Genomic DNA, 14994 nt, shown 5'->3' with positions numbered 1-14994 from the left:
CCGAGGGTGCTCGTCACCCTCGGCCTCGTCGCGCTCGCGGTCTTCGCGATCGATCAGACCGCGAAGTTCCTGGTCACGACGAACCTGACCCTGGGCGAGGACGTCCACGTCCTCGGCGACGTCCTGATCCTGCACTACGTGAAGAACCCGGGTGCCGCCTTCTCCCTCGCGAGCGGGTCGACCTGGATCTTCTCGATCATCGCGGCGTGCGTCGTCGTCGCCGTGATCTGGTTCTCGCGCCGGATCCGCTCCACCGCGTGGGGCGTCTTCTTCGGCCTGCTGCTCGGCGGCACCCTCGGCAACCTCTTCGACCGGCTGTTCCGAGAGCCCTCCTTCGGGCTCGGACACGTCGTCGACTTCCTCTTCACGCCGTGGCTGCTCCCGGCGATCTACAACGTCGCCGACATCGCGATCTGCACGGCGATGGCGCTGTTCGTCCTCCTGAGCGTGCGGGGCGTCGGCCTCGACGGCACCCGCGAGCGCGCGGGCCGCGACGAGCAGGTCGCGTCCGAGGACGGCGCTCCCGCCGCCCCCGGAGCGGGCGCCCCCGCAGCGGCCTCCTCCGTCGAGGAGGCGGCCCGCGACGCCGACCGCCCCGGCGGACGCTGATGGCGCAGTCCCGAGAGCTGCCGGTCCCGGACGGGCTCGACGGCCTCCGCGTGGACGCGGCCGTCGCGAAGCTGCTCGGCTTCTCACGCACCTTCGCGGCCGAGGTCGCCGAGGCGGGCGGAGTGAGCGCCGACGGACGGGTCCTCGACAAGAGCGACCGCGTGCGCGCCGGAACCTGGCTGAGCGTCGAGTGGAACCCGCGCGAGGAGCCGCGGATCGTGCCGATGGCGGTCCCCGGCCTCGGCATCGTGCACGACGACGACGACATCGTGGTGATCGACAAGCCCGTCGGAGTGGCCGCGCACCCCGCCGTGGGCTGGGAGGGACCGACGGTGCTCGGCGCCCTCGCCGCCGCGGGCTTCACCGTGTCGACCTCCGGTGCGGCCGAGCGCGCGGGCATCGTGCACCGGCTCGACGCCGGCACGAGCGGCCTCATGGTCGTCGCGAAATCCGAGCGCGCCTACACGCACCTCAAGCGCGCGTTCCACGACCGCACGGTCGAGAAGGTCTACCACGCGGTCGTGCAGGGCCACCCCGACCCGCTCGCCGGCACGATCGACGCCCCGCTCGGCCGCCACCCGTCCTCGGACTGGAAGTTCGCGGTCCGCGCCGACGGCAAGCCCTCGGTGACCCACTACGAGACGATCGAGGCCTTCCCGTTCGCCTCCCTCCTCGAGATCCACCTCGAGACCGGCCGCACCCACCAGATCCGCGTGCACATGGCCGCCCAGCGCCATCCGTGCATCGGCGACGCGATGTACGGCGCCGATCCGACCCTCTCGAAGCGGCTCGGCCTCACCCGCCAGTGGCTCGACGCGGTCCGGCTCGGCTTCACCCACCCGGGCTCGGGGGAGTGGGTGCAGTTCGAGGCGTCCTACCCCGAGGACCTGGTGCACGCCCTCGAGGTGCTGCGCGGGGAGTGATCCGCGCTCTCCCGGCCGGACCCGCGTCCAGCGCGGTTAGACTTCTTCCCGCCGTGTCCACGGGCCCTCCCTTGTCGCCGGCCATCCCTCCCCTGCCCGCAGTCCGCCGGAGGCGCATCCTTGCCGAGTAACGATTCCTTCGTCCACCTCCACGTGCACAGCGAGTACTCGATGCTCGACGGTGCAGCGCGGGTGAAGCCGCTGATCGACGCGGCGGTCGAGGAGGGCATGCCGGCCATCGCCGTGACCGACCACGGGAACGTGTTCGGCGCCTTCGACTTCTGGCGCACCGCGACGGCGGCGGGGATCAAGCCGATCATCGGCACCGAGGCCTACCTCACCCCGGGGACGCACCGCTCCGACAAGACCCGCATCCGCTGGGGCGACGGCGGAGGGGACGACGTGTCCGGCTCCGGCGCGTACACCCACATGACGCTGCTCAGCTCGACCACGACGGGGATGCACAACCTCTTCCGCCTCTCCTCGCGCGCGTCGATCGAGGGCTACTACTTCAAGCCGCGCATGGACCGCGAGATCCTCTCGCAGTACTCCGAGGGCCTGATCGGCACCACGGGCTGCCCGAGCGGCGAGGTCCAGACGCGCCTGCGCCTCGGCCAGTACAAGGAGGCCCGCCAGGCGGCCGCCGACTACCGCGACATCTTCGGCAAGGAGAACTTCTTCGCCGAGATCATGGATCACGGCCTCGACATCGAGCGGCGGGTGATCGGCGACGTCATCCGGCTCGCGAAGGACCTCGACCTCCCGCTGGTCGCCACCAACGACCTGCACTACACGCACGCGCACGACGCGACCTCGCACGCGGCGCTGCTCTGCGTGCAGTCCGGAACCACCCTCGACGACCCCAAGCGCTTCAAGTTCGACGCGGACGAGTTCTACCTCAAGTCGCCGCGCGAGATGCGCCAGGTCTTCCGCGACCACCCCGAGGCCTGCGACAACACGCTCCTCATCGCGGAGCGCTGCGACGTCCAGTTCGACACCTCGGCGAACTACATGCCCCGCTTCCCGGTGCCGGAGGGCGAGACGGAGGACACCTGGTTCGTGAAGGAGGTCGAGGCCGGACTGCGCGAGCGCTATCCGGACGGCATCTCCCAGGAGGTGCGCGACCGGGCGGACTACGAGACCCGCGTCATCCTGCAGATGGGCTTCCCCGGCTACTTCCTCGTCGTCGCCGACTTCATCAACTGGTCCAAGCGCAACGGGATCCGCGTCGGTCCCGGCCGCGGCTCCGGTGCCGGCTCGATGGCGGCCTACGCGATGAAGATCACCGACCTCGATCCGCTGCGGCACGGCCTGATCTTCGAGCGCTTCCTCAACCCCGACCGCGTCTCCATGCCCGACTTCGACGTCGACTTCGACGACCGTCGCCGCGGCGAGGTCATCCGCTACGTCACCGAGAAGTACGGCGACGAGCGCGTCGCGCAGATCGTCACCTACGGCACCATCAAGGCGAAGCAGGCTCTCAAGGACGCCTCGCGCGTCCTCGGCTTCCCGTTCGGGATGGGCGAGAAGCTGACGAAGGCCATGCCGCCGGCGATCATGGGCAAGGACATCCCGCTCAGCGGCATCAACGACCCCGCCCACGCGCGCTACAAGGAAGCGCTCGACGTGCGCAACGTCATCGCCGAGGACCCGCAGGCCAAGCTGGTCTTCGACACCGCGCTCGGACTCGAGAACCTCAAGCGCCAGTGGGGCGTGCACGCGGCCGGCGTCATCATGTCCAGCGATCCGCTGCTCGACATCATCCCGATCATGAAGCGGGAGCAGGACGGCCAGATCGTCACGCAGTTCGACTACCCCGCGTGCGAGTCGCTCGGGCTGATCAAGATGGACTTCCTGGGGCTGCGGAACCTCACGATCATCGACGACGCCCTCGACAACATCCGCGCCAACCGCGGACAGGACCTCGTGCTCGAGGACCTCGAGCTCGACGACCAGGCCGCCTACGACCTCCTCGCGCGTGGCGACACGCTCGGCGTCTTCCAGCTCGACGGCGGCCCGATGCGCGGCCTTCTCCGGCTGATGAAGCCCGACAACTTCGAGGACATCTCCGCAGTCCTCGCGCTCTACCGGCCGGGCCCGATGGGCGCCGACTCCCACACCAACTACGCGCTGCGGAAGAACGGCGTGCAGGAGATCACCCCGATCCATCCGGAGCTCGAGGAGCCGCTCTCGGAGGTGCTCGGAGGGACCTACGGCCTGATCGTGTACCAGGAGCAGGTCATGTCGATCGCGCAGAAGCTCGCGGGCTTCACGCTCGCGCAGGCCGACCTGCTGCGGCGCGCGATGGGCAAGAAGAAGAAGTCCGAGCTGGACAAGCAGTTCGAGGGCTTCTCGGGCGGCATGATCGCCAACGGCTACTCGATGGAGGCCGTCAAGACCCTCTGGGACATCCTGCTGCCCTTCTCCGACTACGCCTTCAACAAGGCGCACTCGGCGGCGTACGGCGTCGTCTCCTACTGGACGGCGTACCTCAAGGCGCACTACCCCGCGGAGTACATGGCCGCGCTGCTCACCAGCGTCGGCGACTCCAAGGACAAGATGGCCGCCTACCTCAACGAGTGCCGGCGGATGGGGATCAAGGTGCTCCCGCCGGACGTCAACGAGTCGATCGGCTTCTTCACCGCCGTCGGCACCGACATCCGCTTCGGCCTCGGCGCCGTCCGCAACGTCGGCATGAACGTCGTCGAGGGCATCCGGGCCGCCCGCGAGGAGAAGGGCCGCTTCGAGACGTTCCACGACTTCCTCCGCAAGGTGCCGCTGCAGGTGACCAACAAGCGCACCATCGAGTCGCTGATCAAGGCCGGCGCCTTCGACTCGCTCGGCTCGACGCGCCGCGCCCTGGTCGAGGTGCACGAGGACGCCGTCGAGGCGGCGGTGGGGGAGAAGCGCAACGAGGCGAACGGCCAGGTCGGCTTCGACTTCGACAGCCTCTGGGACGAGCCGCAGGCCGCGATCCAGGTGCCCGAGCGGCCCGAATGGGCCAAGCGCGACAAGCTCGCCTTCGAGCGCGACATGCTCGGGCTCTACGTGTCCGACCATCCGCTCGCCGGACTCGAGACCGAGCTCGCCAAGCACTACAGCACCACGATCGCCGACCTGCTGATCTCGGAGACGATCGCCGACGGCGAGACCGTGGTCGTCGCGGGCCTCGTCACGAGCGTCCAGCACCGCATGGCCAAGGCCTCCGGCAACCAGTACGGGATGATCCAGGTCGAGGACTTCGGTGGCGAGATCACCTGCATGTTCATGGGGAAGGCGTACCAGGAGTTCGCCCCGGCGCTCACGAACGACTCCATCGTCGTCGTCAGAGGCCGCGTCAGCATGCGCGACGACGGTATGAATCTGCACGCGTTCAGCCTGTTCGCCCCCGAGATGAGCCAGGACGGCGACTCGGGACCGCTCACCGTCTCGATGCCCGAGTCGCGCGCGACCACCGACACGGTCTCGCAGCTCAGCGACGTGCTCATCCGCCACTCCGGCCAGACCGAGGTGCGCCTGAAGCTCATCAAGGGCGACACGGCCCGCGTGTTCGAGGTGCCGTTCCCCGTGCGCATCACCCCGGACCTCTTCGGCGAGCTGAAGAGCCTGCTGGGGCCGAACTGTCTGTATTGAATTCCGAGCCGGTCCCTGCCCGGCTCGGCGCGGTCGGCTGGGGAGGGTGGCCGGGTTCTCAAGGGCGTCCTGCGTACGGCTACGACGATCCGCTGACACGCGGATCGCCGGTTTTCCTCGGAGGGTGCGGCGAGAGGGTGGCGGATCGGAGTGCGAGCCTGCGGCCGCCGGTGTCCTCCGGGTGGTCGAGTAGCCGCGCGGCGGCGTATCGGGACCGGGCGAGGGCCGGGCGGGACGGGGTCCGGGCGGGGGAGCGCGCGGCGAGGGAGCGGGGGGAGGGCGGCGCGTAGACTGGGGCGGCCATGATCCAGACTCTCGACCTCCGCGGCCGTCGTCCCTCCTCCGCCGAGCTCCTCGCCCTCGTGCCCCGCAATCCGGGCGCGTCCGCCTCCGTCGGGCCCGTCGTCGCCGAGCTGATCGCCGACGTCCGCGAACGCGGCGCGGAAGCGCTCCTCGACCAGGCGGAGCGGCTGGACGGCGTGCGCCCCCCGCACCTCCGCGTGCCCGCCGAGCAGATCGCCGAGGCGCTCGACCGCCTCGACCCCGCCATCCGCAGCGCACTCGAGGAGGCGATCGCGCGCGTCCGCCGCGCCAGCGCCGCGCAGATCCCCCCGCCCCGCACCACCGAGCTCGACGACGGCGCCACGGTCACCCAGCGCTGGCAGCCCGTCGCCCGCGCCGGGCTGTACGTCCCCGGCGGCAAGGCGGTCTACCCGTCGAGCGTCGTCATGAACGCCGTGCCCGCGCAAGCCGCCGGAGTCGCCTCCATCGCCCTGGTCTCGCCGCCGCAGAAGGCGTTCGGCGGCTCCGTCCACCCCACGATCCTCGCGGCGGCCGCCCTGCTCGGCATCGACGAGGTCTACGCGGTCGGAGGCGCCGGAGCCGTCGCCGCACTGGCCTACGGCGTCGACTCGATCGGGCTGGATCCCGTCAGCATCATCACCGGGCCGGGCAACGTCTGGGTCACCACCGCGAAGCGCCAGGTGCTCGGCCAGGTCGGCATCGACTCCGAGGCGGGCCCGACCGAGATCCTCGTCATCGCCGACGACTCCGCCGACCCGCGCCTGGTCGCCGCCGACCTGGTCAGCCAGGCCGAGCACGACGAGGCCGCCTCCGCGGTCCTGGTCACCGACAGCGCCGAGCTCGCCGCCGCCGTCGAGCGCGAGGTCGCCGCCCAGGCCGCCGCCACCCACCACGCGGAGCGCGTGGCCATCGCACTCGACGGCCCGCAGTCCGCGCTCGTGATCGTCGACGACCTCGAGCTCGCCTGCGCGTTCAGTGACGCCTACGGCCCCGAGCACCTCGAGCTGCACACGGCCGACCCCGTCGCGACGGCCGAGCGGATCCACGACGCCGGCGCGATCTTCCTCGGCCCGACCACCCCGGTGAGCCTGGGCGACTACCTCGCCGGCTCCAACCACGTGCTCCCGACGCTGGGGCAGGCGCGCTTCTCGTCCGGGCTCGGCGCCTACACCTTCCTCCGGCCGCAGCAGCTGATCTCGTACGACCGCGGTGCGCTCGAGCGCGTCGCCCCGCACATCCGCGCTCTCAGCGACGCCGAGGCGCTGCCCGCCCACGGCGACGCCGTCGACGCCCGCTTCGCCTGAGACCGAGAGGCCCTCGATGTTCTGCCCCTTCTGCCGGCACCCCGATTCCCGAGTGATCGACTCGCGCACGAGCGACGACGGCCTCTCGATCCGCCGCCGCCGGCAGTGCCCGTCATGCGGCCGGCGCTTCTCGACGACCGAGACCGCGAGCCTCGTCGTGATCAAGCGCAGCGGAGTCGTGGAGCCGTTCAGCCGCGAGAAGATCGTCAGCGGCGTCCGCAAGGCCTGCCAGGGCCGGCCCGTCACCGACACCGATCTGGCCGTGCTCGCGCAGCGGGTGGAGGAGAGCATCCGCTCCACGGGCGCCTCGCAGATCGACGCGAACGACATCGGCCTCGCCATCCTGCCGCCGCTGCGGGAGCTCGACGAGGTCGCCTACCTCCGCTTCGCGAGCGTCTACCAGGCGTTCGACTCGCTGGACGACTTCGAGTCGGCGATCACCCTGCTCCGCGCCGAGCGCACCTCCGTGCCGCACAGCGCCGACGAGATCTGAGGCCCGGGTGTACCCGCTCCTGTTCCGCACCGTCCTGCGCCGCCTCGACCCGGAGCGGGCTCACCACCTGAGCTTCCCGGTGATCCGGGCCCTCGGAGCCCTCGCTCCGGTCCTGCGCCGGACCACCGTCCCGCGCGGAACGCCCGCGGTCGAGACGCTGGGGCTCCGCTTCGAGACCCCGTTCGGCGTCGCGGCCGGCTTCGACAAGGACGCCACCGCGGTCCTGGGCTTCGGCGCGCTCGGCTTCGGACACGTCGAGGTCGGGACCCTGACCGCTCGGGCGCAGCCGGGCAACGACCGGCCGCGCCTCTTCCGGCTGATCGCGGACCGCGCCGTCGTCAACAGGATGGGCTTCAACAATCACGGCGCCCAGGCTGCGGCGCAGCGGCTGATCCGGCTGCGCAGCGCGCGCCGCCGCCCCGTGATCGGCGTGAACATCGGCAAGAGCCGGGTGGTCGAGGTGGACGACGCGATCGAGGACTACCTGATCAGCACGCGCCTGCTCGCGCCGCTCGCCGACTACCTCGTCGTGAACGTCAGCTCGCCGAACACCCCCGGTCTCCGCGGCCTGCAGGAGATCGACCGCCTCGAGCCGCTCCTCGCGGCCGTCAAGGACGCCGCCGACACGACACCACTGCTGGTCAAGATCGCCCCGGACCTCTCCGACGACGAGGTCGGCCGGGTCGCCGAGCTCGCCGTCCGCCTGGGTCTGGACGGGATCATCGCGACCAACACGACACTCTCCCGGGAGGGCCTCTCGACCGACCGTGCCGTGGTCGAGGCGGCCGGCGCCGGCGGCCTCTCCGGTGCCCCGCTGGCCGCGCGCTCGCTCGAGGTGCTCCGCGTGATCCGCGGCGTCGTCCCCGCGGCCTTCTGCGTGATCTCCGTCGGAGGAGTCGAGACGGCCGAGGACGTGCGCGAGCGCCTCGACGCGGGCGCCACCCTCGTCCAGGGCTACACCGCCTTCATCTACCGCGGGCCCCTGTGGGCTCGGGACATCAACCGGGGACTGGCCCGCGCCTCCTGACCCGCCGTGCACCACGAAGGGCCCCCGGAGCCGCGCGAGGCGCGACCGCAGGGGCCCTTCGTGGTCCGCCGTCCGACTACTCGGGGAAGGCGCGGCGCTTGACCTGGGGCTTCGGCAGGCGCATGACGCGCAGCTGGAGGGCGCGCATCGCGGCGTACCAGCGGATGCCCTTCTCGACCTTGTCGGCGCCGTAGCGCTCGGCGAGCTTCCGGCGCATCCGCATGCCGAGGAGGATGCAGTCGATCACCGCGAGGAGGAAGAACACCCAGAGGATGACCAGCGTCGCGTACTGCAGCTCCGGCTGCGGGAAGAAGCTCAGCAGCAGGACGACGACCATCACCGGGATGAGGAACTCGCCGAGGCTGAAGCGCGCATCGACCCAGTCGCGCACGAACTTGCGCTGAGGACCCTTGTCGCGCAGCGGCAGGTAGCGCTGGTCGCCGGCGGCCAGGCCGATGCGGGCCTGCTCGCGTGACACGGCGGCCTTCTCGCGGGCGTCGCGGGCGGCCTGCTTGCGATCGGTGACGACCAGCGGACGCTTGCGGGCCAGCTCCTGCTCGCGCCGGGTCGGCGTCGGCCGGCCCTTCCCGGAGCCGGGGGAGCCGGCGTCGTCGGGCGTGTCGGTTGCGATCGGGTGCTTGGCCACGGGGAACGTCCTTGGAATCGGGGGTCTCTTAAGATTACCTCCATGGCTCACGACGCTCCGACTCCGCCCGCACTCTCCTCCGACGAGGAGGCCGTCCTCGCCGCCGTCCGCGACGATCTGCCGCGCTCGCTCGCCCAGCTCGGGCAGCTCGTGCGGATCCCGTCCGTCTCGTGGGACGGCTTCGACGCCACCCGCGTGGCCGCCAGCGCCGAGGCCATCGCCGAGCTCGCACGCGAGACGGGCGTCTTCGATGAGGTCGCGATCCACAGCGCCACGATCGACGGCACCGACGTGCTCGGCCAGCCGGCCGTCCTGGCCACCCGCGCCGCCCGCAACGGAGCGCCGACCGTCCTCCTCTACGCCCACCACGACGTGCAGCCGCAGGGCGCCGAGTCGGCGTGGGAGACGCCTCCGTTCGAGCCGACCGTGCGCGGCGACCGCCTGTACGGGCGCGGTGCCGCCGACGACAAGGCCGGAGTCGTGTCCCACCTCGCCGCGGTGCGCGCACTGCGCGAGGTCGCGGGCGAGGACCACGACCTCGGGCTCGTCCTCTTCATCGAGGGGGAGGAGGAGTTCGGGTCGCGCTCGTTCCCCACCTTCCTCCGCGAGCACCACGACGCCCTCCGCGCGGATGCGATCATCGTCGCCGACAGCGACAACTGGGACGTCGACACCCCCGCGCTGACGGTGGGCCTGCGCGGCAACGTCACCTTCACCCTCACCGTCAGGACCCTCGCGCACGCCTCGCACTCGGGCATGCTCGGCGGAGCGGTCCCGGATGCGATGCTCGCGGCGGTCCGCCTGCTCGCGACGCTCTGGAACGAGGACGGCTCGGTCGCCGTCGCCGGCCTCACCGAGCACGACGGAGCGGTGCCGGAGACGACCGAGGAGGACCTCCGCCGCGACTCCGGGCTGCTCGACGGGGTCTCGCCGATCGGCACCGGCGCGATCCTCTCGCGCCTGTGGTCGAAGCCGGCCGTCACGGTCACCGGGATCGACGCGCCCAGCGTCGTCGACGCCTCCAACACCCTCGTCCCGTCCGTGCGCGTGAAGATCAGCGCCCGCATCGCCCCCGGCCAGGACGCGGAGGAGGCCTTCGCCGCGATCGAGAGCCACCTGCGGGCGAACTCCCCGTTCGGCGCACACCTCGCGGTCGAGGACGTCGACACCGGCAGCCCCTTCCTGGTCGACGCGAGCGGCTGGGCCGTGGACCTGGTGAAGGGCGCGATGGCCGACGCGTGGGGACGCGAGCCTCTCGAGACCGGCATCGGCGGGAGCATCCCGTTCATCGCCGACCTCGTGCGCGAGTTCCCCGAGGCGCAGATCCTCGTCACCGGTGTCGAGGACCCCGACTCGCGCGCGCACAGCCCCAACGAGTCGCTGCACCTGGGCGTCTTCAAGCGCGCCGCGCAGACCGAGGCGCTGTTCCTGCTCCGCGCCGCCGCTCACCGCGACTGACCACCGGTCGTGGAATACCCGGGTGACCACCCGGGTTGCAGCCGTAGAATCCCGGAAGGCACGACGACCGTTCCGCCCGTCCCCTGAGGAGTGACATGTCAGACACACTGACCGACCAGACGGCGACCCCCCTCGCCACCCCGCCCAGCGCGGCCCACGGCGTCTCGATGACCCCGACCGCCGCCGCCAAGGTCAAGAGCCTGCTCGAGCAGGAGGGCCGCGACGACCTGCGCCTGCGCGTCGCCGTGCAGCCCGGCGGCTGCTCCGGCCTCATCTACCAGCTCTACTTCGACGAGCGCACCCTCGACGGCGACGCCGCGGTGGAGTTCGAGGGCGTCGGCCTCGTCGTCGACAAGATGAGCGTCCCCTACCTCGACGGCGCCTCGATCGACTTCGAGGACACCATCCAGAAGCAGGGCTTCACCATCGACAACCCCAACGCGGGCGGCAGCTGCGCCTGCGGCGACAGCTTCCACTGACGCCGCGCGGCCCCGGGCCGCTGCGCCTCCGAACGGCGTCCGACAGTCCACTCCGGTGGCCGTCGGGCGCCGTTCGTCACGACTGCACCACTCGGCCGGGACGTCAAGAGCGGGTCGTCGTGCACCGGGCCGCCGGAGCGGAAGGGTAGGCTGGAGCCGGTCTAATACAGTTTCGTGTGAACTGGTCCCCAGTCTTCCGAAAGGTCACCGGTGCGCTTCAATCGCCGAATCCGCAGATGGGTCGCTGCCCCCGTCGCAGGAGCCCTCGCCCTCGTCCTCGCGGGCTGCACGCAAGAGCAGCTCCAGGGCTGGCTCCCCACCGAACCCGGCACGACGAACCACGTCGACCGCGTCATCGGACTCTGGGTCACCTCCTGGATCGTCCTGCTCGCCGTCGGCGTCGTCACGTGGGGTCTCACCATCTGGGCGGTGGTCGTCTACCGCCGTCGCAAGGGGCAGACCGGCCTGCCGGTCCAGCTGCGCTACAACATGCCGATCGAGATCTTCTACACGATCGTGCCGCTGATCCTCGTGATCGGCTTCTTCGCCTTCACCGCGCGCGACCAGGCCGCGATCGAGCAGCCCTACGACGACCCGGACGAGACCATCCAGGTGTACGGCAAGCAGTGGGCGTGGGACTTCAACTACGTCGACGAGGACGTCTACTCCGCCGGAATCCAGGGCCAGTACCAGGAGGGCGGGGACGCCGCCGGCTCGCTCGTCGAGTCCGAGATCCCCACGCTCTACCTGCCCGTCGGACAGAAGATCAAGATCCAGCTCGACGCACGCGACGTGATCCACTCCTTCTGGGTCGTCGACTTCCTCTACAAGAAGGACATGATCCCCGGCAAGACGAACTACATGTACGTCACGCCTCTCAAGGAGGGGACCTACGCCGGCAAGTGCGCCGAGCTCTGCGGCGAGTACCACTCCGCGATGCTCTTCAACGTCAAGGTCGTCTCGCAGGGCGAGTACGACGACTACATCCAGTCGCTGCGCGACGCGGGCCAGACCGGTCAGCTCGGCGCCGAGTACAACCGCAATTCGAACCTTCCCGGAACCGGCGCGCCGGCCCGCGAGAACGAGGAGTAAGGGAGCATGAGCACCGCCACGGCACCCCGCCCGACGCGCACCGCCGGCACTCCGCCGGTCCAGCGCAAGGCGAACGTCCTCGTCCGCTGGATGACGTCGACCGACCACAAGGTCATCGGGTACATGTACCTGATCACGTCGTTCATCTACTTCTGCATCGCCGGCGTGATGGCCCTGGTCATCCGCGCCCAGCTGTTCGAGCCCGGCCTGAACGTGGTCGAGACGCGCGAGCAGTACAACCAGCTGTTCACGATGCACGGCACGATCATGCTGCTGATGTTCGCGACGCCGCTCTTCGCCGGGTTCGCCAACGTCCTGATGCCGCTGCAGATCGGCGCCCCCGACGTCGCGTTCCCCCGCCTCAACGCCTTCGCGTACTGGCTCTACAGCTTCGGCTCGCTCATCGCGGTCGCCGGATTCGTCACCCCGCAGGGTGCGGCGTCGTTCGGGTGGTTCGCGTACGCGCCACTGTCGAGCACGACGTTCTCACCAGGGCTCGGCGGCAATCTCTGGGTCTTCGGCCTCGCGCTCTCGGGCTTCGGCACGATCCTCGGCGCGGTGAACTTCATCACGACGATCATCACGATGCGCGCCCCCGGCATGACGATGTTCCGCATGCCGATCTTCACCTGGAACATCCTGGTGACGTCGATCCTCGTGCTGCTCGCGTTCCCGGTGCTCGCCGCCGCGATGTTCGCCCTCGGCGCCGACCGCGTGTTCGACGCACACATCTACGATGCGGCCAACGGCGGCGTCCTGCTCTGGCAGCACCTGTTCTGGTTCTTCGGCCACCCCGAGGTGTACATCATCGCGCTGCCGTTCTTCGGCATCGTGTCCGAGGTCTTCCCGGTCTTCAGCCGCAAGCCGATCTTCGGCTACAAGACGCTGATCTACGCGACCATCGCGATCGCCGCTCTCTCCGTGACGGTGTGGGCGCACCACATGTACGTCACCGGATCGGTCCTGCTGCCGTTCTTCTCGCTTATGACCATGCTCATCGCGGTCCCTACCGGCGTGAAGATCTTCAACTGGGTCGGCACCATGTGGCGCGGATCGGTGACCTTCGAGACCCCGATGATCTGGGCGATCGGCTTCCTGATCACCTTCACCTTCGGTGGACTCACCGGCGTCATCCTCGCGTCGCCCCCGCTCGACTTCCACGTCTCGGACTCGTACTTCGTGGTGGCGCACTTCCACTACGTCGTGTTCGGAACCGTCGTCTTCGCGATGTTCTCGGGCTTCTACTTCTGGTGGCCCAAGTGGACCGGCAAGATGCTTAACGAGACGCTGGGCAAGTGGCACTTCTGGCTGCTGTTCATCGGCTTCCACACCACCTTCCTCATCCAGCACTGGCTGGGCGTCGTCGGCATGCCGCGCCGCTACGCCAGCTACCTCCCCGAGGACGGCTTCACCTGGATGAACCAGGTGTCGACGGTCGGAGCGATGATCCTCGCGGTGTCGCTGATCCCGTTCTTCCTGAACGTGTACATCACGGCCCGCAAGGCGCCCAAGGTGACGGTGAACGACCCGTGGGGCTTCTCCCGGTCGCTCGAGTGGGCCACGTCGTGCCCGCCGCCCCGCCACAACTTCACCTCGATCCCGCGCATCCGAAGCGAGGCCCCGGCGTTCGACCTCAACCACCCCGAGGCCGGCATCCCCGTCGGAATCGGTCCGGCGAAGGACGCTCCGGACGCCCCCACGTACGACAAGTCCGAAGGCACGGTGAAGTAGGCCATGCGCGCCAACGTCAATCTCTTCTGGCTCCTCGCGGGCTTCTTCCTCCTCGCCGACATCACGTACATCGTGTGGTCGCTGCTCGACACGGGCCAGGTGGAGTGGGTCGGCACCGTCGGCATCGGCCTCTCGGCCGTGCTGGGCGCGTTCATCGCGTTCTACGTCGGCCGCGTCCACAAGGCGCAGGGTGCTGAGCTCCCCGAGGACCGCCTCGATGCGGACATCGATGACGGAGACCCCGAGCTGGGCTTCTTCAGCCCGTGGAGCTGGTGGCCGCTGATCCTGGGCGGTTCCGCGGCCCTCGGATTCCTCGGCCTGGCCGTGGGGTTCTGGATCACCTACATCGCCGTCGGACTCTTCCTGGTCGCTATCGCCGGCTGGGTCTACGAGTACTACCGCGGGTACTTCGCCCGCTAGGGCGCATCGCACGGCCGAGGGCCGGGTGCACGAGGGCTTCGGCTCCGTGCACCCGGCCCTTCCGCTTATCCAGGAGGAAGCGACGCGCGGTCGGGGCCCAGTCGGCTCGGCCGTTCGGCTTCATGCAGGGGCGTCACTCGCCGATCGGTGGGGGATCGAGCCTCCCGGTGAGGGCCGGGACCTCCCGGTGAGGGCCGGGACCTCCCGGTGAGGGCCGGGACCACTCAGTGAGGGATGACGAGCTGAGCGGGATCTCTCTTGGTGTCCTGCTGGCAGGACACAGAGGCGTTCCGCTCGGAGGCGCACGTTTGGGAACATCCCGACGGCCCGCGACTCGGAAGCTCGCAGGGGAGCGCAGCGAGCGGCGCCGAGCAGGAGCGCCGGGCAGCGTCATCACCCATACGGGCTGCGCTGCGACGGCTCCTGCTCCGGCCACGGGTGAGCGGGCTAAGCCTGTGGCGGCTCTCCTGTGCGCCTGTGGCGTGCCAGCGGCGGTGGCGCGCTACGGTCGCGGATACTGCTGCGCCCGCGGCTGTCCTGGGCCTGCCGCGCTCTGACGCCTGCGCCGCCCTCCGGACCTCTGCACACCGTTCCGAACTCAGGGGGACCCCGCATCCCGGCGGAACCGCGGGCGCCCCTGCGGCTCTGAGAGTTCCTCGGTACGTCTAGCGGGTCATGCCGGTCATTGCGAGGACAAGGAGCCTGAGACGCCGCTGCAGCGACGGGCGTCGATGCCCGGAGGTCGCCTCCTCTGTCTCACCGGCGAGCGTCGCCGTCGCCGATCACAGAGGGATCGACCGTGAGTGGGGGAGGGCAGTCCTGACAGGCCTGCTGGGGATGGGTACCCTCGAACTAATCCGGAGCGTCTCGACGTGT

General features: G+C 70.1%; 12 protein-coding genes. 11 read left to right on the top strand and 1 reads right to left on the bottom strand.

Annotated elements, in window-relative coordinates:
• Positions 1-6 precede the first annotated feature (6 nt).
• From lspA to C5C59_RS07385, 6 genes are all read left to right on the top strand, one after another.
• Positions 7-609, top strand: a complete 603-nt coding sequence (gene lspA / locus C5C59_RS07410) for a signal peptidase II (RefSeq protein WP_104239385.1) — start codon at positions 7-9, stop codon at positions 607-609.
• A complete protein-coding gene (locus C5C59_RS07405; RefSeq protein WP_104239386.1) occupies positions 609-1532 on the top strand; it encodes an RluA family pseudouridine synthase in 924 nt (307 codons plus the stop codon). Before lspA ends, C5C59_RS07405 begins: the two co-directional genes overlap by 1 nt.
• A 171-nt stretch (positions 1533-1703) precedes the next feature.
• On the top strand, positions 1704-5165 hold the full coding sequence (gene dnaE, locus C5C59_RS07400) for a DNA polymerase III subunit alpha (RefSeq protein ID WP_244229655.1): 3462 nt from the start codon (positions 1704-1706) through the stop codon (positions 5163-5165).
• Positions 5166-5467: 302 nt separating this feature from the next.
• The gene (gene hisD, locus C5C59_RS07395) at positions 5468-6772 is read left to right on the top strand and encodes a histidinol dehydrogenase (RefSeq protein ID WP_104251252.1); all 1305 of its coding nucleotides are present in this window, start codon (positions 5468-5470) and stop codon (positions 6770-6772) included.
• Between the two features lie 16 nt (positions 6773-6788).
• Complete coding sequence (nrdR, locus tag C5C59_RS07390; RefSeq protein WP_104224657.1) at positions 6789-7265, top strand: transcriptional regulator NrdR; 477 nt, start codon at positions 6789-6791, stop codon at positions 7263-7265.
• A 7-nt stretch (positions 7266-7272) separates the two neighbouring features.
• Entirely contained in the window at positions 7273-8292 is a 1020-nt protein-coding gene (locus C5C59_RS07385; protein ID WP_104239311.1) for a quinone-dependent dihydroorotate dehydrogenase, read from the top strand.
• A gap of 76 nt (positions 8293-8368) precedes the next feature.
• Here the strand turns inward: C5C59_RS07385 and C5C59_RS07380 are convergent, their stop codons facing one another.
• Positions 8369-8938 carry a DUF3043 domain-containing protein gene (locus C5C59_RS07380; protein ID WP_181027102.1) on the bottom strand — a complete coding sequence of 190 codons (570 nt, stop codon included), beginning with the start codon at positions 8936-8938 and terminating at the stop codon, positions 8369-8371.
• A 42-nt stretch (positions 8939-8980) separates the two neighbouring features.
• On the opposite strand from C5C59_RS07380, the gene C5C59_RS07375 reads away from it, so the two are divergent.
• From C5C59_RS07375 to C5C59_RS07355, 5 genes are all read left to right on the top strand, one after another.
• Complete coding sequence (locus C5C59_RS07375; protein ID WP_104239312.1) at positions 8981-10396, top strand: dipeptidase; 1416 nt, start codon at positions 8981-8983, stop codon at positions 10394-10396.
• A gap of 95 nt (positions 10397-10491) precedes the next feature.
• Positions 10492-10875 carry an iron-sulfur cluster insertion protein ErpA gene (erpA, locus tag C5C59_RS07370; RefSeq protein ID WP_104224654.1) on the top strand — a complete coding sequence of 128 codons (384 nt, stop codon included), beginning with the start codon at positions 10492-10494 and terminating at the stop codon, positions 10873-10875.
• 210 nt (positions 10876-11085) lie between these two features.
• The gene (gene coxB, locus C5C59_RS07365) at positions 11086-11967 is read left to right on the top strand and encodes a cytochrome c oxidase subunit II (protein WP_104224653.1); all 882 of its coding nucleotides are present in this window, start codon (positions 11086-11088) and stop codon (positions 11965-11967) included.
• Between the two features lie 6 nt (positions 11968-11973).
• Entirely contained in the window at positions 11974-13698 is a 1725-nt protein-coding gene (gene ctaD / locus C5C59_RS07360; RefSeq protein ID WP_104224652.1) for a cytochrome c oxidase subunit I, read from the top strand.
• 3 nt (positions 13699-13701) lie between these two features.
• On the top strand, positions 13702-14118 hold the full coding sequence (locus C5C59_RS07355) for a cytochrome c oxidase subunit 4 (RefSeq protein ID WP_104224651.1): 417 nt from the start codon (positions 13702-13704) through the stop codon (positions 14116-14118).
• Positions 14119-14994 lie beyond the last annotated feature (876 nt).

The sequence above is a fragment of the Rathayibacter sp. AY1F4 genome, from assembly GCF_002931775.1.
Taxonomy (GTDB): Bacteria; Actinomycetota; Actinomycetes; order Actinomycetales; family Microbacteriaceae; genus Rathayibacter.
The sequence above is the reverse complement of the archived record's forward strand: the minus strand, read 5'-3'. Positions and strand labels throughout refer to the sequence as shown.